The 20496-nt window shown below is 62.3% G+C and carries 17 protein-coding genes and 1 tRNA gene; 14 read left to right on the top strand and 4 right to left on the bottom strand.

What is annotated here, in order from left to right; genetic code table 11:
- Positions 1-76: 76 nt before the first annotated feature.
- Together ACX9OT_RS08510 and ACX9OT_RS08505 are read right to left on the bottom strand one after the other, a co-directional pair.
- Positions 77-958: an HNH endonuclease gene (locus ACX9OT_RS08510; protein ID WP_046272104.1), complete on the bottom strand. Its 882-nt coding sequence runs from the start codon at positions 956-958 to the stop codon at positions 77-79.
- Positions 959-1002: 44 nt separating this feature from the next.
- Positions 1003-2058, bottom strand: coding sequence for a hypothetical protein (locus ACX9OT_RS08505; RefSeq protein WP_223224642.1), 1056 nt, complete (start codon positions 2056-2058; stop codon positions 1003-1005).
- 765 nt (positions 2059-2823) lie between these two features.
- Between ACX9OT_RS08505 and ACX9OT_RS08500 the strand changes: the two genes are divergently transcribed.
- From ACX9OT_RS08500 to mobF, 11 genes are all read left to right on the top strand, one after another.
- On the top strand, positions 2824-3225 hold the full coding sequence (locus ACX9OT_RS08500) for a hypothetical protein (RefSeq protein WP_049463005.1): 402 nt from the start codon (positions 2824-2826) through the stop codon (positions 3223-3225).
- 28 nt (positions 3226-3253) lie between these two features.
- Positions 3254-3889: a hypothetical protein gene (locus ACX9OT_RS08495; RefSeq protein WP_049463006.1), complete on the top strand. Its 636-nt coding sequence runs from the start codon at positions 3254-3256 to the stop codon at positions 3887-3889.
- Between the two features lie 63 nt (positions 3890-3952).
- Positions 3953-5008, top strand: a complete 1056-nt coding sequence (locus ACX9OT_RS08490; RefSeq protein WP_223224641.1) for a hypothetical protein — start codon at positions 3953-3955, stop codon at positions 5006-5008.
- A gap of 64 nt (positions 5009-5072) precedes the next feature.
- The gene (locus ACX9OT_RS08485) at positions 5073-5405 is read left to right on the top strand and encodes a hypothetical protein (protein ID WP_006375352.1); all 333 of its coding nucleotides are present in this window, start codon (positions 5073-5075) and stop codon (positions 5403-5405) included.
- 23 nt (positions 5406-5428) lie between these two features.
- Positions 5429-8437 (top strand): TraM recognition domain-containing protein, encoded by a 3009-nt coding sequence (locus ACX9OT_RS08480; protein WP_075677527.1) that lies wholly within the window; start codon positions 5429-5431, stop codon positions 8435-8437.
- Positions 8438-8524: 87 nt separating this feature from the next.
- A complete protein-coding gene (locus ACX9OT_RS08475; RefSeq protein ID WP_075677529.1) occupies positions 8525-9049 on the top strand; it encodes a hypothetical protein in 525 nt (174 codons plus the stop codon).
- 137 nt (positions 9050-9186) lie between these two features.
- Positions 9187-9390, top strand: a complete 204-nt coding sequence (locus ACX9OT_RS08470) for a hypothetical protein (RefSeq protein WP_005410159.1) — start codon at positions 9187-9189, stop codon at positions 9388-9390.
- A gap of 151 nt (positions 9391-9541) precedes the next feature.
- Positions 9542-9628, top strand: a tRNA-Tyr gene (locus ACX9OT_RS08465).
- A gap of 50 nt (positions 9629-9678) precedes the next feature.
- Positions 9679-10500, top strand: coding sequence for an ankyrin repeat domain-containing protein (locus ACX9OT_RS08460; RefSeq protein WP_235646491.1), 822 nt, complete (start codon positions 9679-9681; stop codon positions 10498-10500).
- Positions 10478-12364 (top strand): helicase HerA-like domain-containing protein, encoded by a 1887-nt coding sequence (locus ACX9OT_RS08455; RefSeq protein WP_164124158.1) that lies wholly within the window; start codon positions 10478-10480, stop codon positions 12362-12364. Before ACX9OT_RS08460 ends, ACX9OT_RS08455 begins: the two co-directional genes overlap by 23 nt.
- A gap of 62 nt (positions 12365-12426) precedes the next feature.
- Entirely contained in the window at positions 12427-15261 is a 2835-nt protein-coding gene (gene mobF, locus ACX9OT_RS08450) for a MobF family relaxase (RefSeq protein ID WP_459001696.1), read from the top strand.
- Here the strand turns inward: mobF and ACX9OT_RS08445 are convergent.
- The gene (locus tag ACX9OT_RS08445; protein ID WP_459001694.1) at positions 15251-15706 is read right to left on the bottom strand and encodes a GIY-YIG nuclease family protein; all 456 of its coding nucleotides are present in this window, start codon (positions 15704-15706) and stop codon (positions 15251-15253) included. The genes mobF and ACX9OT_RS08445 overlap by 11 nt on opposite strands.
- Positions 15707-15845: 139 nt before the next feature.
- Here ACX9OT_RS08445 and ACX9OT_RS08440 point away from each other — a divergent pair, with 139 nt between their 5' ends.
- Positions 15846-16628 (top strand): hypothetical protein, encoded by a 783-nt coding sequence (locus ACX9OT_RS08440; RefSeq protein WP_139319695.1) that lies wholly within the window; start codon positions 15846-15848, stop codon positions 16626-16628.
- 594 nt (positions 16629-17222) lie between these two features.
- Here the strand turns inward: ACX9OT_RS08440 and ACX9OT_RS08435 are convergent.
- Positions 17223-19001, bottom strand: coding sequence for an adhesin (locus tag ACX9OT_RS08435; protein WP_049463013.1), 1779 nt, complete (start codon positions 18999-19001; stop codon positions 17223-17225).
- 256 nt (positions 19002-19257) lie between these two features.
- Between ACX9OT_RS08435 and ACX9OT_RS08430 the strand changes: the two genes are divergently transcribed.
- Positions 19258-20052, top strand: a complete 795-nt coding sequence (locus ACX9OT_RS08430; protein WP_049463014.1) for a M15 family metallopeptidase — start codon at positions 19258-19260, stop codon at positions 20050-20052.
- Positions 20049-20441 carry a hypothetical protein gene (locus ACX9OT_RS08425; RefSeq protein WP_459001691.1) on the top strand — a complete coding sequence of 131 codons (393 nt, stop codon included), beginning with the start codon at positions 20049-20051 and terminating at the stop codon, positions 20439-20441. The genes ACX9OT_RS08430 and ACX9OT_RS08425 overlap by 4 nt, the downstream gene beginning before the upstream one ends.
- Positions 20442-20496: the final 55 nt, after the last annotated feature.

Genomic DNA, 20496 nt, shown 5'->3' with positions numbered 1-20496 from the left:
TCCGGATCCACGCGGAGGGCGTTTCTATCATGAGCAATGGTTCGATTTGTCCGATCAGCCGGAGCTTTGGGTCGGCTCATTGGGGAAGGCTGGCAACCTCCAGTTCGGACGATTCATTGCCCGCCAGTCGCCGCCGCAGGGCCTCTTTGGACATCTTGGGCGGAGCGTCCAGCGAGAGCTCCTTTCCGTCCAGCGAACGGTAGAACGGATCGTCCACCCCCGCGCTGACGTAAACGACCAGGTCCGGCCCGATGGTTAACAGGCCTGCATCGAACAACGCGTGGATGTCCTTCCGTAGCAGTAAGCCATTGCTCAAAGCATTGGTGGCTGCCCCGTTGTAGGGGACGATGTGAGCGGCGTCGATGACGCTTGCCAAGGCGGTCCCGGTGACCATGCACACGGCTCCGTAGTGAGCGACTAGGCGTTTACGAAACTCGGCTTGGCCCTCTCGGATCACCCGAAGGACTTGTTCCACCCGCTTGCCCTCGGCCACGACGGCTTCCGCCGCCGGGGGCAGTGCCTGTTCCACTGCCAACCGCCCGCTCTCTTCCAGCACTCCCAGGAGTGCTTGGATGGCATCGTATCCAAGCAGCTCTGCCGCCGGGCGCAGCTGTGGGTCAATGCCGGATCGGTGTCGGATGTGGGCCAACAGGAGGGCGGCGTCTTCGAGGTAAGTGAGCTTCTCTCGGCGCATGCTCCAAAGCTGGTTCAGTTCGTCCAAGCCCCAGGTGTTCAGCGCCAACTGGACCTCACCGCTGCTCATCCGGCGGGCGAGGTTGCCCTTGGCTAGGTTCTGCCGGACCAAGTATTCCTTAAGCTCGGGCGGATCGGTCAGCTCATCGTCATCGATGGCAAACAGGCTTCTGTAGGTCCGCGTGGCGGCTTGGCTCTTCTCTTCGTGGCGTCGTCGTTGTTTCTCCGCCCGCCACTTGGCGATGCGTTCCTTTTCGCTTTCCATGCCGGATGGTGTTCGAGGTTGGGTGCGAAGCTAATGGTAGTGGATCACGGCCGCTGAGAGCGGCCTTGCACTTTCCGCTGGCGGGCCTCCAACCACGACGACGCTAGATCGTCCACATCGGCCTGCATGGCTGCCCGCTCCCCGGGCAACCATGCCCTCAGCGTCCCACTTGCCACGCCCGCGTCTCGCTTCGCCAAACGCCGCCTTGCTTCCAACCACTGGGCCTTCGTTTCCCCCTCACGTGTGGCTTGACGCTGGGTTCGCATGCGAACCGCGTTGGGCTTGTCGCTGTAAGCCGGGACATGGTCTTTGCCCTGGCTGGGCCAGGGTGTTTCGTGCGCGCCCTGTCGCCGCCATCGGATCTGGCTCAGGCTTGGATATCGGGCCATCCACCGGTTCTCAAAGGTGCGGTCGGGAGGGGGAGCAGTCCCCAAAGGCAGGGGAATGACCAACGCGTGGAGGGCAATCAGTTGCCACACCGCTGATTGAAAAACTTCTTCCGTCACCAGGAAGGCCACCACCTCGGGGTGTTCCAGCCATTCGCCCCGGTGCACGTTGCGCAAGAGCGCGGCCAAGTCGTTCCGCGTGAGATCGGGACGCTGGGCCAGTGGCCACCCCAGCATCCAGCTGTCCGAATGCCGCTCGACGTGAACGACGAACCGGGGGTGTATCCAGCGCTCTTGGAGCTGGGCATGGACGGTGGCTGGCTTGGCAAAGCGCCCCACCTCGACCAGGTGGTTGTCGGAGCGCTGGAGGACAAGCAGCCGGTCGGCCAGCAGGGCATCCAGCATGGCTGGGGGCAACCGTTGGCTCAACTCGGGCCAGGCCAACAGGTCACGGCTGCCCCGCTCGGTGATGCAGCGCTTGCAAGCCATGCGCAGGTTCTCGGTGTCCCTTGGGCCGGCTAGGCTCAACGGAACGAGCGGTGAGAGCCCCCACGAATGGCGACGGTCCAAGTCCAGGGGGGCGGTGCAGAAAGCGCACACAGGGCTTTCGGAACGGCGGGCCACGTCCAGTGCCCAGCGTGGGGTGGCAGGCCCACGGGCGGCATGGAAGGCCAGCACGCGGCGGGCAAACGTGTCCAGGTCAGCGGTGGTCATGGGAGCACTCCTGAAACGAAAGCAGGTGGATCATTGATGGGCCAATGGCGGTGAATGACGGCCATGGCGCGCACCCTTGTTTGACTAAAACGAAATGGGGCGAGGGCTCCGCGCTTTCCTTCCAGGGGTTCTTTGGCTGCCCACTTGCGATTCGAAAAACACGGTGTCGGTGTATCCAAGGGCACAGCACACGTTTGACTAAAACCAACGTGGCTTGGGTGTCGTGGGGTGGTGCGGCGGGTGGGCGAGGGCAACCTGTCCTGGAGATTCGAGGCAATGCGAAACAGTGGGCTGAGAAACTCCGCACGGATTCCCGGGGTGGGGCATCGGTGGGCGTGAGGGGTGGAAGAGCGGGAGCGTTGCGTGGGCATGGCGTGGGCGGCGGTCCTGTGGGGCGAGGGGCGTAGACCACCAATAGCGCACCTGGGGCAACACGCAAGGGGCCGCCGAAAAGCAACTGCAAGAGCTCAGCGTGGGTGGAGGCAATGTCAGCAGTGGCAGAGAAGCAAGAGCCCGGACGGTTCCCCAGAGTCGTCATACACATGACGCACTTAAGTGGGAGTGCGCTTTTCGCCCAAGAATCGGCGTCACATCTGCCGAAATCCCAATCCAATCAAGGCCTGACCGTGTCTCCAGCGAATGGAGACAGTGTCGGTGCTTGTTAGCTCGTTTGGCCTTTGTTTTTCAGGCTCCTGCGGTGGGGCCTTGCCAACTCCGAGATTCGCGGTATCGGTGGAGTAATCCCGAAATGGAGTTACTCGACCAATGGCGTTCGTTCGTCACAACGTAAACCTTGACCGCGGGCAACTAAAACTTGCTCAGCGGCTTGCTCGTGAATCGGGCAGTGGGTTCAGCGCTTACATGCGAGAGGCGCTGGAGCGACACAACATCGCCACGTCAGTGGTGAGCGTGTTGGAGAACGCCAGCGCTCAGCTGGAGCGCCTCATCGACGATCTGCGGGAAGAGAACGCGCTGTTTCGCAGTGCGCTCCAAGAGGACCTGCGGCGGTTGCGAGACGAAACGAAGGCGGAGCAGGACAGCGCCATTCAGCGCTACGAAGAAGCGCTTCGCAAGGTCGTGACGGCGGCCCTCTCGCAACCCTCTCCCAAAGGTTCTGGTGCGGCCAAGGTGCCCGCAACCGGACCCATGACTGCTCCACGCACCTAACTTTCCCCCACAGCAGGAGATCCATCCCATGAACCGTTTTTCCGTTCCTCTCACTCTCTGCCTGGCGGCGTTCATGCCGCTTCAGGTTTCCGCCCAGGCTGCCCCTGATGCGGTCCATGCCGCGGAGGACGATGGCAAGCCCAAGGCCGACAAGAAGCGTCTGTTCAAAGCCGGTGGCATCGGTTGCGTGGCTGGCGGAGCCATCGCCTTGCTCACGGGCAAGAAAGACAAGGCCTTGGGCGCTTGCGCCGCAGGTGCTGCCGTGGGTGCTTCGGCGTCCTACGTGAAGCAGCAGCGGGAACACGCCGAGCAGGCCGCCGACGCCGCCCGTGCGGCTGGCATGGAGGCCGAAGTGGTCACCAAGACCGAAACCGTGGAGGGCAAGCAGGAAGCCGTCCTGGATTCGTTGCGCTTGAACTACAGCCCCGCCGACATGAAGCGGTTGGACGGCGACACACGTGCCTTCCTCGACAAGTTCGCGGGTCTTTTGAACAAGTCCAGCAACGGTTTGACGGTGGTGTTCCAGGGAGCTGACAAGGCCGCCTGCCAAGTGCCCATCGTGGAGCTGGCCAAGCGTGGCGCGCTGTCCAAGGTCACGGTGGACGACCGCTGCGGCAGCGGTGAGCCCGTGATCGTCGTTACCCCGGTGCCTGACGTCCGCTGACGCCAATCGCCCGGGTGTCTTGCGATGCCCGGGCTTCCTTTCCCCCCATTCCCAGGAGCCGACATGACCCCAGAAGAAAGAATCCAGCAACGCAAGCGCGAAGAATTGCTGAAGCGTGCCAACGCAACCCCAACCGCTTCGCCCACGCAAGAAGAGCGGCTGGTTTCCGACGGCATGAAAGAGAACCTGAAAGCCGCCAGTCACTGGGCCGGGGTGATCAGCAAGCGCACTGCCGAGTTGACCCAGAAGGGCGTTGTTGCCGCTGCAGAGAAGGCGAAGCAAGCCAAGGCGCAACTGGACGCAAAGCGCACCCGAGAAGCCCAGGAACATCGTGTTGTCGAAGAGAAGCCTCAAGACGCTCCGCTCACCGTGGAGCAGGAAATGTTGGTCAGGCAACTGACGTCCGATGCAGCTGCACCGGTTCTCGTAGGAGCGGGTGATAAGGGAATGTGCACCGTTTGGGAGCTGGTTGATGAATTTGGAGAGCCCGGCGCACAGGTTGCAGATGGATTGGGTGGCCCTTCGGTGGACGCCAAGGCGTTGAGCAATGAAGATACGGCAGCCTTGGTCAATCTGTCTCAGCAGGACGCAGTGGAAGTCCTGTCCGTTTCCGCGGTGCCTGAAGGGTCCAACCGGCTCCCGGAGGCCGCGTCACCAGAGCAGCCAGTAACTCCAATCCAACCCAGCCCCCGCTCTCGTTTGTCTTGGGTCTTGGCCGGTGTGTTGGCGGTGGCATTGGTCGCGGGCGCGATCTACTTCTTGCTTGGGAAGAACAACCAGGTGCCTCCAAGCACACCGGCTCCCGTGGCACCGGTTGCTACTCCGGCTGTTCCAGAGCGGTTGCCCGAGGTGGTGGAAGCCCCCGTGGTTGTGCCTGCTCCAGCAGTGCTTCCAGAGCAGGCCGAGCCAGAGCCTGCGATCGAGAAGCCAGAGCCGGTCGCCACTCCCCCGGTAACGACGACAGCGCCAATTGCGCCCCAGCCAATGCCTTCGCCGAAACGTGCGACTGCCCCGTTGCCGAGGAAGGCCCCCGCACCCGCCGCCGAACCGCGGAACGACTGGCAGCAAAAAGCCAACGCAGACCTGGACGCTTGGGCAAAGAAGTCGGGGATCGACTGATCCCCTTGCGCATCCGCGGATTCGATCTAGAAAGAAGTGACCTACTCACGAATAGAGGAGAGACATGTTCAAGTGGCTGTTCACGCAATACCGGGAACCCGGAAAACTTCACTTCGGCTCAAAGTGGCTGAACCTGCACGGGCGCTTGTTCCTCGGCAGCCCTGAATCGTTTGGCATGGGCCACCTGAGCGAAGGCGTCCGCCGCACTTTCTACTACTTGCGCGCCGATCGCAGGCCTCCGGTCAGAGACGACGCCGCGTATGAGGCATGGACCAAGGATCGGCTCTACGCAAGCAAGGTTGAGCAGGTCGCAGAGCGCTGGGTGGCCAAAGCGGGCTTCCTGGCGTGCGCGCCGCTTTGCTTGGTGCTTGCCGTCTTGGCGCATTGGCTTCGTTGATTTGACAGGGGAGGGAAACAGAGATGGCAGCAATCAGTTTATTCAACGTGCTGGACTGGACGAGCGGCTTGGGCCGCAAGTTCCGACGGAAGAGCGGCGAGCCTTCGAGCGTGAAGGAAGAAATCATCGTCAAGTCCAACGAGGAGTATGAAAACCTCGTGGGGCGCTTTGACGTGACCGATCGCGTTCGCAGCCGAGAGCTCGATGTGCCGGAGGCTGATCGGGATTTCGCGAAGGAATGCGGCGCAGTCTGGGACGACAACGCCCAGGTGTTCAAAGTGCCCGAAGGACGCAGCGAGGACGAGTTCCAGGAGTGGTGGCCGAAGGTTCCGGAGGATCTGCGCGACACCCAATCGCGGATCATCACGACGAAGCGTGGGCGGCGTGCCGAGGGCTTCTTGCAGGGCAACGACATGGGGCAGGGCGGCGACAGCCTGGCCACTCCCTTGATGTATCTCGCCTTCCCCGTGATCGGCGTTCTGGCAACCTTCCTGGTGAGCCTGATCGTATCTATGGGTTGGACCAAGCTAGAGGCCGCCTCGACGCTGGAAAGCTTCGTCCGGATTGGTGGGGCAAGCGTGATAGCTCTCATGCTGACCATTCCTTATTTCATTGCCCTCAAGCAAGGCGAGGGCATGAAGGAGGCGCTGAAGGCATTGGTGCTGTTGCAGTGGGTTCCGATGGCGCTTCAGTTCATGGTCGGCGACAGCAAGGGCGGCACCGAGGTGGCAATGCAAGCCGGCGGCATGGCTGTGTATGCCCAGATGGCCAAGACCTACCTGTGGTGGGCCTTTGGCTTGGTCGGCATCCTGTTTGTTGTTTGCTTTGTGGCGGCAGCCTCGCGCCCGCACCGGGGCGTCATTGGCGGGACGGCCGCGCGCTTCATTCAAGCGATGAAGTGGGTGGGCCTCATCTTTGCCGCCTTGGTTGTCGCCAAGGTCCTGCCGTTTGGCTTGGGCGAGGCGGCACCTTACGTGTTGGCCTGCATGTATGCGATGCAATACGCCGAAGGCAACTTTGTCCAAAACGCCGCCCGGCTCTACCTACAGAACAACGACAACAACCTGGCCACCCAGGGGGCGTTGATCAACTCACACGTCAAGGCGCGAGAGCAGCAAGCCGAGGCGGCCCTGCGAGACAAGACCCCGCTGATCACCATTGGGCGCGCCACGGGGCACCTGTCCGACAAGGGCTATGGCTACTCACCCGACTTGGGCACGGTCATGATGATGTCGTGGAGAGACCTGACCCAAGGGTTGATCATCTATGGCGCCATTGGCTCGGGCAAGTCTTACAGCCTCATGCGCCCAGTGGCCCGTCGTTACCGCCGAACGGCTGAGGCCATCGCTCGTAAGCGGGGCAAGAATGGCAAGGCCGGCGGTGCACTCGTCGCTGACGGCAAAGACGGGGCGATCATCTCGGACTTGGAAGGATTGTTCGATATCGTCGTCAAACCCGGGATGCGGGTGGCACCATACGAAGGGTTGGCGCCGGATCAGATCGTGCGGGCATTGCGCGGCGCATCCGGTGGGCGCGTGGACGAGAAATCCAAGCTTTGGACGGATGGTGGTGATGCATTCCTTTACCACACCGGCATCATCCTTCGTGCGCTCGTGGATCACGAGATGGCTTACAGGTCCTGGTGCTCGGCCAAGCTGGAAGGGTTGGAGCGTGCACAGATGAACGCGGAGCTTGAGCTGGTCAAACAGCGCAAGCTGGGCGAGGACGGGGCCGAGACTGAGGCATTGCTCGAGCGGATCGCCGAGCAGATCGCCATCCATCGAATCCCGGTGAGCGACGACAGGCAATGGCATTACACGCCATTCCACCACATCAAGTTGTTGTCCATTGTGGAACGCGTGATTCCCGCCAGCCCCGCGCCTCGTGCCAATGCAAAGCTGATGGAGGTGGTGAAATACTTGGGCCTGGAAGAGGCGGACACGAGCCATGACGAAGAGGGGCGGCTGGCCTATGCGGCCTACCTGCAGCAGCACCGCCTTCGTCAGGACAACGCTCCCGAAACCATCCATCCAGACCTCTTCCGTCCCATGTCTCAGCTGCAGAGCTCGCTGGAATGGGCGTTCCAGGAGATTCCCGCGATGCATCCGGAACAGAGGCAATCGTTCACGCTCAACTCGAGAGGGCTGCTGGAGAAGCTCTTGCGAGGCGAAAAGCTGCGTGACAGCAAGACGGACATGCCTTGGCATTCGATTGAGACGGGCGAGGTGGACGTGTCCGACGCGCTCTATGGAGCCATGGTAGGCCTCTTCTTGCCCCCGACCCAATTCGGTGAAGCGGGTGAAATGATGATGCGCCTGCTCAAACAGCGGGTCATGAATGGAATCAAAGCGCGTGGTGCATTCGGTGACAAGTGGCGTGAAGCACTGCCCGGCCAGACCGAGGTGATGCTAATGATGGACGAGGCCCACCTGCTGTTGACGGCCGATGACATCAACCTGTTCTCCGTTTCGCGCTCGCTGGGGTTGATGCCCGTGCTTGCAACGCAAGGCTTTGAGAGCTTGGTCAACGCCTTTGGGTCGGTCAACGAGGCGGAGCTGATGGCCAACACGATGCAATCGGTGATCGCGCTGAAGTGCTCGCACAACACCCACGAATACCTGGAAAAGCGGTTCGGGCAGGCCACGTTGACCACCTTCAAGCAGCGCACCCGGGGCATCGACTACCAAGGCGGCATGAACAATTGGCGCCACTCAGTGCTCAACGACCCGGACCATGCCTACGCGTCCGCCTACGACAAGATGCGCATGGAAGGGGCCGGGCGATTGACGGCCTCGCGCATCGACGCCGTGACGGGCCGCCGCTGGCGGATTGGATCGGAGGACACGCTGGGCCAAGACGAGATCGCGCGCGACATTGACATGCCCACCGGGGGCAAGCGCGAGGTGCAGCCGCTCTTCCTGCAGGAAGAATACTCCGCCCTTCTTGAGCCCCGTGGTCACGCCATCGTGGCGCTGAACCGTGCCGGCATCAAGCGAATCGACTTGGCGGAGCTGCTGCCCGATGCGGATTGATGCGGATAGGCAAGGGGGCTCGCCCCCCTTGCCAAAGCCACGGATTGATCAACGGTGAACCCATTCACCCCAGCGGAGGAAACAAACATGAGCGACACCCTTTCCCAACCCATCGAAGAAATGACCAAGCTGCGAGCACTCCAGGCGCAGCGCAACGAGCGGCTTCTGGGCGATCGCCCACCGCCCCAGAAGGACAGCGCGGCACGGGCGGACTTCGAGCAGAACGTGGTCCAAGACCAAGACGCCATCGAGCAACGCCGACAGCGCGTTCTGGATTGGGCAGAGAAGGCCTCGCCCGATCAGATCGCCGCGCTCCAGGCAAAGATCCAGGAGGCCGACAAAGCCGTTCGTGATGCAAAGCCGGACGACAAGCACGAACAGGTGGTTCATGCGACCGTTGCGCAGTGGCGGCAGCAACGCGGGGCCCAGCGGGAGGAGACCCCTCCCATGTTGACCCGTGAGCAGCGGATGGAGAACGGACCTGGGCGCCTGGGATACGCCGATTACGCCCGCAGTTCGTTGAAGGAGGCGGCTTTCATGAAGGACTACGCTGCCAATTACGATTGGGAGAAGCACCAGAAGCAGGCCCAACCGAACGTCTTCCGACAGTAATTTTTCATCGATGTTCAAATCTGCCCGGTTCTGCGCAGAATCGGGCATTTTTGCGTCTTGACGTCCAGTTTGATGGTGCTTTACTGGTTTTGTAAAGAGTAGGTAGACCTACTCATAAAGCCAAAAGGAGAGCCACCATGTCCACGTTGTTCAATGCCCTCAAAGACTTCGCTTTCGAAAACGCGGTTCCACTGCTGACCAGCTTGTTCCTGCTGACCGCGGCCTTCGCAGCGGCTGTTCTCGTCTACCCCCCGGCCGTTCCGGTTCTGCTCAAAGTGGTGGCCATGGCGGTGGCGGGCTTTGTGACCATCGGGGTGGTGGTCCAGAGTTCCTTCCGGTGAGCAGCCGGCGCTGGCTCAAGCTGCGTGCAAGGTGCAGGAAGCGTTGGCGCCGGTTTGACTGGGAGGGGTTTGATTTCTGGTTCTACCCCGCGCTGATGTTCTACATGTTGGGCTGGATCGTCTTTGGCCCACCCGACAGCGTTTAGCGATCGGGTCAGTAGTCCGGTAACGAAGCCGGGGCAGTCTGTAAAACTGCTGGTTCACTCCCCTGCAGGTTCAAGTCCTGCCTGACCCACCATTTCTGCGTGTTGGCTTGACGGCCAGCGATTCAACGCTACAACCATGGGGATGGACACCCAAGAATCCCTGTTGCTCCTCTTGCGTCCCCTGGGCCTCCAACGAGCGGAGGCCTTGGCGGGCGCGCTCGCGCGCGAAGCCGGCGCATCCAAAGGCCTTCACGATTCGCAAGTGTTGGCGCGTGCCCACGCCCTGAGCGTTGCCCCTGTTGAGGGTCGGTTGGGCGATCTGGTTTGGCAGGTGCGCCAGCGCGAGCACGATGGGGCACCGCAAGTGGACCTGCGCTGGGGCTTGCATCGCATGGGGTTCGACGCGCCCAAGCGGGCCTCCACCCGGGATCTGGTCCGTGCTTACGAGAGACGCTTGGCAGACCGTGACGAGCCGATGGTTTACAGCACCTTGGCAGAGAGGGTGGGTGGGTTGTCCATGGCTGAGCACACCTCGCTCTTCCAAGGCATGGCGATGGCGGTGGAGGAGGCGCGGGCTCGGCGGTCGGATGCAAACCGGTTGCGTGAGAACGCACCGTGGCAAGCCTGGCTCGTGGGGGCGTCCCGAGCGGGCCACGAAGCAGCACTGCTGGCCTGCATCGGCATGGGCGCGGACGCCCGGCTGCCCGATGCCAGCGGCAACACGCCACTGCATCATGCGGCCGGGTTTGGTCGCGCCTTGCTGGTCACCCCGCTGGTCCAAGCCGGCGCCGATGTGGCGGCCCTCAACGGCCACGGGTGGGCACCGCTCCACCTTGCCGCCCTTCACAAGCACGCCCGGGCCTGCCTCCACTTGATGGCCCACGGCGCCAATCCTGAGCAGCCAGGGTGGCGAGGGCGGACCCCAACGCGCATGCACCGACATGAGCAAACCCAAGCCCTTTGACGCGCTGGGTGACGTGCCCGGCAGCGTTGCGCCTTCCCAGCCGGTCCGATACTGGCGCCGCGCCGTTCTTGCCGGTGCATTCGTTTTTGGCTTGGCCTACGTGGGGAGCATGGGCGTTGCCTGGCTCTTGCCGAATCCCGATGGCTCGCTCATCCGCTTCGCCGATGCTTTGAAAGGTGGTCTGGTGACCGCTTTTCACTTCCTGACCGCTGGCATCTCGGCACGTGCTCCGGCACGGGAGTTCATCGAACTGGTGTCCTACCACCACCCAGTGGCGACGTGGTCCCGGATCGGGGTGTCGCTTCTGCTGGCGGCGGGCCTCGGTCTGCGGGTGTTCCTCAAGGCGACCGAGCCGGTGAGCAACACCTGGCACCTGTCCGGACCGCGGTTGCTGGAAGGAAAAGAGGCCGTGGACGAAGCCCGGCACCGCTCGATGACACCCAAGGAAGCCGAGGCGGATCCCTTCGCCCTGTCCCTCCACCCCGATCTGTTGCTGTCTAAAAAGCATTGGGCGCGCCACGTCCTGATCACCGGCTCGGTGGGTTCGGGCAAGAGCGTCATCCTCAAGCACATCCTGGAACAACTGACGCGAAAGAGGGGCGCAAAGCTATTCCTCTACGACATCAAAGGCGACTTCACGTCGATTCTCAAAAGGCCCATCATCGTGTCCCCTTTTGATGCGCGGTCCTACGTGTGGGACGTTGCCGCCGACGTGCGGACCCCGACCCAAGCGGCGGCGTTCGCCGCCTCTCTCATCCCAGAGGGCGACGGGAACGCCAAATTTTGGAGCATGGCCGCCCAGGACTTGTTGATTGGGTGCGTGCGCGAGCTCCAAAACACCCGGCCTGGCCAGTGGGGGTGGCCCGATCTGGCGGCCTTGGTGCGCCGCCCGGCCGCGGAGATGGCCGCAGGCATGCGCCCGCATTACCCCCGCGGCGCCGCACTGGTGCGTGACCCGGAGAGTCAAACCACGTCCAGCGTGCTGTCTTCCCTGGGGGGCTTCACCCGCCTCATCGACGACCTGGCCACCGCATGGCCCAAGGTTGGCAAGCGCCGTTTCTCGATGACCGAGTGGATACGGGACGGCTACAACGGGCGTAAGCAGGTCATCGTTCAATCCGGACCCGATCCGACCCTGACGAAGGCCTACATCGCCGCCATGATCAACGTGGCCGTGCCGGATCTCATTGGGCCGGGCTTGCCGGACAACGAGGGCGGGCGTGGGCTCTACTTCGTGTTCGATGAGCTGACCAGCGCCGGGCGCTTGAACATCGATCCCTTGCTGGCGTTGGGGCGCAGCAAAGGCGTGGTGGCCATCATGGCGGTCCAGGATCACTCCCAGGTTGAACTGGTCTACGGGGACAAGACCGCGCAGGCCTTCTCATCGCTGGTGGGCACCCACGTGGTGTGCCAAGTGCAGATGGGGGCCACCCGCGACAAGCTCGCCAGCCAGCTCGGCAAGCGGAAAATCGCGTGGCGCGGGCACGAGGACAAAGCCCAGGTTCACGAGGAAAGCCGCGCCTTGGTTTCTAGCGGTGAGCTCACCGACCGGCTGGGCTTCCGAATGGGCAAGCGCTACGGTCCCGAGGGGTGGGGCATCGAGGCGATCGTGCAGATGGGCGGGGACGTGCTGTTGCTGACATGGCCAGGGAAAAACCATCCAATGGTTCGCGATGGGCAGGTGGCCGCTGCGTGGACGACCAAGCCAGCCGGCCCGGTGGCCGAGGGTGAAGGGCCATTGCCGGCAGCGTCCCCTGCAAGCGCTGGCGCGTCCGCCTTCCCAACCACCGCCGACGGCATCGATGCGGTGCAACGGGTGCTGACCATGACACCCGAGGAAATCGACGCGCTTTTCAAGCGGTGATCGGCCTTGCCAACTCTCCGTTTTCTGGGACCTTGGATCAATCAACGTTCCAGGAGGTCTCCGTGATCAATTGCACCCGCATCGATGCCCGCGGCCACAACAAGCGCAACGGCAACATGTTCGACTACATGCTGGCCACCGAGCGCCTGTCCATCGACAGCGCCGTGGCTTACTACGCCGGCAGCGGTCCTGATCCGCGGCAGACGCTCAATTGGGGCGGCAGCCTTGCCGCCGAACTCGGCCTGGAAGGGCAGCCGGTTACCCGCGAGGTGATGGAAAAGCTGGGGAAGGGCTTTTCACCCACCGGAAGGCCGTTGTGCAAAAACGCGGGCAAGGAGGCCCGATTGGTCATCAAGACGGATCGCTGGGGAAACGTGCGGTTGGACGACGACGGCAAGCCGATGGAGAAGTGGGAGGGCGGCCACCGGGTGGGGTTCGATCTGACCATTTCCGCCCCCGGGGACGTGAGCGTGGCGTTTGCCCTTGCGGATGAACGCGAGAAGCTGGCCATCTTGGAAGCGCACCGCCAGGCCTGCGCCGTGGCGATGCGCTACATCGAGAGCAAGGTAGAGACCCGGCGCGGAGAAGCAGGCGTAGACGTTATAGGCACGGCGGGATTGGTTTGGGCAGCCGCCGACCACGTCAGCAACCGGAACGTGGAATCCGATCTGCACACCCATCATCTTTCGTTTGGTGTTTCGAAGGGGGAGGACGGCCGTTGGGGCACGTTTGATGCCATCGAGATCTACCGCCACCGCCATGCGGCCGATCACCTCTACAAGGCCGAGCTCTACAGCGCGATGAAAGCGCTGGGCTACGGGATTCAGCGGGAGCGCGAGGTGGACGTGATGGGGCGCGAGACGGGCCAGATTCTCACCACGATTGCCGGCATCGACCGTGAGCTGGTGCTTCAGACGAAGACCCGCCGCCAGGAAATCTTGGACTACGTCAAAGAACACCCCGACGCCAGCCACGACGAGGCCTGCAAGGCCACTCGCAAAAAGAAGGAAGAACCGCCGTTCGAGCAGGTGGTCAAGGACTGGCAGCAAACCTTCGCCAACATTGCTAAGGAAAGGCCTGATCTGGTTCCGACCACCCAGTCGCTCAAGCAGACCCAAGGTCAGCACCTGGACCCGCATACCTTTGACGAGGTCTTGCAGCGCATGCACGAGAACGAGGCGATGTTCTGCGAGCATGACCTGGTCCGGGAACTGGGGATGGAATTCGCTGGTCAGAAGGACGCCAATCAAATCCTTCAAATGGTGAAGGAGTTCACCGAGCAGGACGACCTGGTGCGCGTGAAAGCCGAACACCTCCACGAAGACGATCGGGGCAATCGGTTGGCGCGCAAGCACAGGGAGGATCGCTTCTGCGCCACCTGGATGGTCGAATGGGAAGTCGAGATCATCCGTCGCTCGAAGGAGCGGGAGAACGAGACGGACCTGAAGCTGTTCCGCTCCACCGTAGACCGGGAGATCGCCGCGTATGAGAAGCAAAAGGGGTTCACCCTTACCGAAGAGCAGAAGGCTGCCATTGGTCATTTGACCCATGGAACCGCAGGTGTCGGCGTTATGTCGGGGTTGGCCGGGACCGGCAAGACCACCGTGGCTGAGGTCTACAAGCAGTGCTTCGAAGCCGAAGGGAAGCGGTTGATGGGGCTGGCAGTCGGTGGCAAGGCCGCCAAGAAGCTTGAAGAAGAGTCCGGCATGCCCTGCATGTCCGTGGCGAAGTTCTTTTCCCAGGTGCGTCAGGGCAAAGTGGCGCTGACGAAGAGAGATGTGGTGGTGCTCGATGAAGCCGGCATGGTGGCCACCGATGACACCCTGAAGCTGATGACCTACTGCCAGGGGGTGGGTGCCAAGCTTGTCATGCAGGGAGACAGTGACCAGCTTCAGCCCATCGCCGCGGGCAACGGCTTTGAGCTGGCGAAGATGGCCCTGGGCGACACGAAGCTGACCGAGATCCGCCGGCAGAAGAACGCCGGTGACCTGATCACTGCCAACAGCTTCTACGAGCGGGACCACCAGGGGAAGGTCAAGGACATGCGCCGCGGGCACCGCAGCCGCCAAGGCACCATCGACATGGGCACAGAAATTCTGGAGAACCTCAAGCAACGCAACTGCATCGACGACTTCGGAACGGAAAGACAGGCCATCAAGGCGTTGGTGGACGATTACTTGAAAGACAAAACGCCGATGGACGAGAAGCTGGTCTTGGCCCACACGCGCTCTGAAGTCAAAGCCCTCACCATGGGCATCCGGAAGGGGCTCCAGGAGCAAGGCGTGCTGGACAAAGAGGAGTTCACCTTCCGATCGATCGTGAAAGGGCAATGGGAGGACCTGACGCTCTCACGCCGCGACCGTGTGATGTTCACGGCGACCAACAACGATTTGGGCGTCATCAACGGCACCGAGGGCACGGTGGAGAGCATCCGGAAGGACAAATCCGGTGGCTACGACCTGGTGGTGCGCATCGACTCTTCGAACCCGAAAGAGGACGGGCGCATCCTGAAGCTCAACACCAGCGAGCACAACGCCTTGGCCCACCGGTATGCCATGACCGTCCACAAGGCGCAAGGACAGGGAAAATCCGAGGTTTACCACTTGGCCACGAACATGGGCATGCTCGACCAGCAGTCGGCCTTGGTGGCGTTCACCCGCCTCACCAAGGGCAGCTACCGCATGTATACGACCGACGAGATGATGGAGCGCATGGCCGAACGGCTGGGAACCGAACGGCACAAGGAAATGGCGCTGAGCGTGGGACTGTCCAGCAAGCAGGCGGACCCGGTGCGCAACCTGGTCCAAGAAGTGGAAGCGCTGCTGGCCGGGTTGAAATCCGAAACCGAGGTGCCAATCTCGAACGCGGAACGGCGCGAGATGAGGCTTACCCGGTGACGCATCGGGCCAGCGCCAACACGCTGATCACCACCACTACCCATGGCCACCACCCCACGCGTTCGGGGGGGGCTTTCACCGGTGTTCCCAGCTGCCACCGCCGTTGGTGGGCCAACCCGCGCACGTGGGCCGTGGCCCGCCGGTGCGGGTTGACCACGATCCCCGGTGGCTTGGCGTAGATGCGCCATCCCTCCCGGGAGGCCTTCACCCGCCACGCCTGCTCATACGCCTCGGTTTCCGCCCGGGTGGCTGTCACCACCTCCAGCGCATGGAACCGGAAGGGACGGTGCCAGCCGCCTTTGGGGGAGCGGTGCTGCTTCTCCCGCTGCTGCGGGTTCAAGCTTTGACCAACGTAGCATCCCCCGTCGTCGAACAACAGGGCGTAAAGGGTGCGGGGCAGGGCGTGATACTTCTCGCTGCGTCCCAGGTTGTGGCGATGGGTCATGCTCTCTCCGTGAGTAAAACGACCCACTCACGAATAGATCAGAATTTGAAGTTGGCAAGCCCGCTGCGAAGGACGTGAGGGGCCACACGTCGCTTGCGTGTAATCTCTTCGCAGTTCATGGCGAGCATGGGGCGTGCGAGTGACCTTTAAGTTCCCGGTTGGACCTTCCAAGGGGCGTTGCAACATATGCGGGCAGGATACCGACCTGACCGAAAACCACGTGCCGCCCAAGGCGTGGGCTCAAGGCATCGCTCTGAGGGTGTCCAGCGTCGCCGACGCAATCAGTGGAGAGAAGAAGCCGCGGTCCCACAAGATGCCCAATGGTGTTTGCTTTAGGAGCATCTGCAGGACCTGCAACGGCTCGGTGCTTTCTCGATACGACAAGGCGCTTGTATCGATGAGCCGGGAGGTAACGGAGATCTTGCGCGATCGAAGCAAGGTCACCTACTACCAGAGCATCCGCATCCAGCCGCAGCTTGTGGCAAGGGGAGTTCTGGGCCACATGTCATCGGTGGGCTTGAATCGCTACGAAGAACGCCACAGCCAGCACCTGTTCGATGACCGGTCAGATCTTCTACGCCAGGTTCGGCTTCACTACTGGGTGTATCCCTACAGCGGGAGAACGGTTCTTCGCGACTTCGGGCTTTGTGTATTGGGAGGGAAGGGCAGTTCGGCGGTGTATGTCCTGAAGGCCTATCCGCTTGCCTTTGCAATGGTCTGGAACAGGGAGTTCCAGTTCGAGGACTGGCAGCCACGGAGCTTCGATCCGTTCGCTGGGTTCGAACCAGACCAAGAGGCGAGCCTTCCGCTGGAGTTCGTGGGCCTGCCAGGACAGGTTTGGCCAGAGCACGTCCAGGGAAGCACTATCGCGCTTTTACACTCCGATGGAGCCTTCGTGGCGAAGGAGAAAAGACGGGGCTAGGTTCAGGCGATTTCGACTCTTCCGGAGCAGAGGCGCTGCGGATAGCAGCAGCGCTCCAAAGAAAAGCCCGGGCTCGACCCGGGCTTTTCATATCGGCCAACGGGGAGCATGGCTCACCGCGCGTTGACTTCAGTGTGAGGTGAGGATCGCTCTTGCGCAGATCTCGGTGGTCGCGTCATACATCGCCTTCAGGACCCTGCTGAGGACCTTTAAGCATTTTGAGGTGCTTTTCTTGGTATTGTTTTTGCTATTGCTATTGATAGTGGTGCTGCGATTCTCTGTATAGATTTTCTTCACGTTCTTTTCCTTTTCTGTGTTGTGGTTGCATTTGGTGTCGTAAATACTCTTGGTGTTTGAAATCCAGTCGATAGCTATGGCCAGGACTGTCGCAGTTGTCAGCAGGGTTGCGACCACCCAGATAAGGGGCTGTTCGGCAGCCCATCCTCCGAATGAGGGAGCGGATTGTAGTGATGTCTTCTCCTGATTTCCACTGCAATAACTCTTAATAGTTAAACAACTTCGCTCTTGCTGCGAACAAGGGCCCGAGGGGCCCTTGCCGAGATACGATCACCTCCTTCTCGCTACTGACATTCGTTACCAACCGATGGCCCAGGCTGCGCCCACGGCGGTGTCCTGCCCACTGCGGGAAACCCCAATCGAGAAAGCCGATGGGGATCCGCGTGGGGTGGTCACGTCACGGGTGTAGCCGATGGAAATGGCGGCTTGACCGCTGCAGCCACCGACACCTACGGCCAAGCGGTTGCGGTTCTCACCGTGGATCGCCGACGTCGATGTGGCCATTTGGGCGTTTGCTTGGGCCATGGCGCACACACCGCTCACCCGTTTGTCGAGCTGGCGGAAACGGCGGTCCGTCAGGTTCCAGCGGTCGTCTTGCTGGCGTTGGTATTCCCACAGCTGGCCACCGTTGATCGCGTCGGTAGACCCGGGAGCGATCGCTCCTGCAGCCACCCCGGTTACCCGCTGGTTGCCGGCGTTGATCCCGGATCGGGTGACCGATGGACCGCCCTGGACAGTGAAGCCGTCGCTGTTGTGGATGGTTCTGGCGACCTGGATCGAGCCCTGCTCGGACAGCTCAACGGTGTCTTTCAGTCCAACGGTTTGCGTGCCGTTCCCGTTGTCTGTGACTTCAATGTTGGCCCCGGCCACCGCGGTGCTGCTTCCGCCATCCTTGCCGTCTTTACCGTCCTGGCCTGCGGGACCTTGCGGACCGGTCGGACCTTGCGGGCCCTGCGGGCCGGTGGCGCCACCACCGCCGCCAGGGTTCTGCTCCAGTTGGTGGACGCGCCCGTCGAGATCATAGATAGCGCCGGCCACGGTGGTGTAGTTGTTCCCGCTGCTCAGCTGGTAGTTCGGCGCCACGATCACACCGTTCACTACGGTAGCGCCAGCTCCCAAGGTTTCCACGGCGGTGCGCAGTTGGCTGACGGCCACGGCGTCGTTGTCCGCTCTGCCCAAGGCAACCTGGGTCAAACGACGGTTGCCGAACGCTGCGGTCTCTTCTTCATCGCACGTAGTGTTGGCGCCCACGGCCACGCATCCCCTTGCGTTGGCCACGGCCCGTGGCCCCAATACCACGCTTTCCGTGGCGTTGGCCGTGGCCAACGCGCCGAGGGCAGCAGAGTAGGGCGCAAACGCCTGGGCCCACGGGCCCACGGCGGTGCCGGCCTCGCCGGCAGCGCCAGCGCCGTAACCGTAGGAGCCCGCGAAGTCGGCAGTGGCGTTGGCACCGGGCCCCACGGCGGATGCGCCTTCGCCCTCGGTCTGGGATGCGGCGCCCAGCGCCAGGTTGTTAACGCCTTGCGCAGTCGCCCCGCTGCCGAAAGCCGCTCCACCGTTTTCATCGGCTCTTGCGGTTGGGCCTACAGCGGTCCCACTAGCTCCAGGCGAACGGGCATTAGAGCCGATGGCCACACTGGAGATTCCGCTGGCTAGGCTGTGCCCGCCGATGGCCACCGCAAAGTCGCCGGTGGCTTGCGCTTGGGGGCCGACAGCGACGGCGTAAACCGCGAACGCCTTTGCGCGCGAGCCAATGGCGAGCGCATTTGAGCCCTGCGCTTCGCTCAAGAAACCCAGAGCGGTGGTGTGGCATCCGCGTGCGGTGGCGCGATTGCCCAACGCGGTGGCTCCCACGCACTCTCCCGGAACGCCATTTTCATCCACCATTGTCCCGCCATCGGCGAGGGCGTCTGCCCCGATGGTCGTGGCCCCTATGGTCAACGATTGAGCGCGGTCGCCCACTGCGGTGGTATCGGGTTTGTTGGCAACGGCGCCGTTGCCCATTTGAACCTGGGCCTGCGCCGTGCCTGCAAAGAGGCCCGCCAGCAAAGCGCAGTGGATGAGGGAGCGTTTCATGGGATGGCCTCCTGGGATATGAAATGAGTGATCGTGTGCACTCACGAATAGATCAGATCCTGGAATGCGCAAGCCCCCCCAACGAAACTTCCCGGCACAACGGTAGGAGGAGCCGTTGCGCCGGGAAGCGGTGGGGCCGACTTTTCCCCACCCCTGTTCTTCTACGTCAGGGAAAAGATTCCGCAAGCCCCCCTTGCGCGTTTTCGATTCTCCGCTTGCATGGGTGCATCGCTCATGTGAGTAAGGAGGCCTACTCATGTTTCAATGCTTGTTGCTAGCGCTCGCATTGGCCAGCGCCCCCATCCTGGTCCACGCTCACGTGCCAGCCACCGATTCCGTTGAGGTCCACGGGAAGAAGCCAGGGTTCTTCAAACGCCTGTTCCATCGTCACAAGGACGCCCCGCAGTGGGACGGTGTCCACCCTGAGCTTCGCTCAACGCTGGAGCGGATCGCCTTGCAGATGAAGGGCGAGGGCTACGACCTGCGGCTGATGGAGGGCTACCGGTCTAAACAGCGCCAGGCCGCGCTGCTCGCCAGCCAAAAGGGCGTGACCCAGGTGGGGCCAGGCAGCAGTTGCCACAACCACGGTTGGGCCGCAGACATGGTCATCTACAAGCGCGGGCGCCCTTCTTGGGACCTGAAGGACGAGCAGGTGCGGCAGGGCTACCAACGATTCGGTGAGCTGGCCCAGCAGGCGGGATTGAGGTGGGGTGGGGCTTGGAAGAGCTTCAAGGACATGCCCCACGTCGAGATGCGCAGCGAGTGCCTGGCAGCCATTCGTGGCGGATCTGCCCCCCGCCGATCAATGCAAACAGTGATTGCCAAGGCGGAGTCGGTCTCTGACGCACCGAAGGCACCTCGGTGGGCCTGGAGCGGCGATTCCGAGCTGGCGCCGGACTGGACGTGCGAGTCCGTGCTTTGCAGTGTGTCGTGGGCGACGGTGAGCCGGCCATGGAGCTATGGCGCAAGGTTGGCGCTGAAAGGGCTCCAGGCAAAACCGTTTGCTGCGGCGTCCTGTCCCATGACCCCAATCGCCCTGAGACGCACATGAGAAAGCGGTCCACCGGATTGCTTCCCTTTTCGGCGGAGAGTGAGGGCGAGCGGGTCATCTGCCCTGATCGCGCCGGTTTGGAGGGGATCGAGAATGGCGCTTCCAAGGGCGGCAAAAATGGCTGGATCCGTTGCACCGCAAGGGGTATGCTCGTCGCGGGCACATTCCAGGGCACCTCCCAGATTGGTGAAACCCAAGCCGCCCAAGGGGTGAGGGCACTTCTCAAGGAAGTCCCACTCTCTCCGCCAGTTGTTTCAAAGAGCCCCTGGAAACAGGGGCTTTTTTGTATTTCCCGCCTTGCTGCCCGTCAGTTCATCAATTCAGCTACTTGGTTCCAGGGAGGGGCGGCAGTCGCGCAGAGCACGCATGCTGCCAAGCGCGCTGGCTGACAGGCGACAGAGAAAGTGCGCAGAACGTGAGATTAGGGCCACGATCCCGCGTGGG

The organism is Stenotrophomonas genospecies 3, assembly GCF_054473855.1.
The sequence above is the reverse complement of the archived record's forward strand: the minus strand, read 5'-3'. Positions and strand labels throughout refer to the sequence as shown.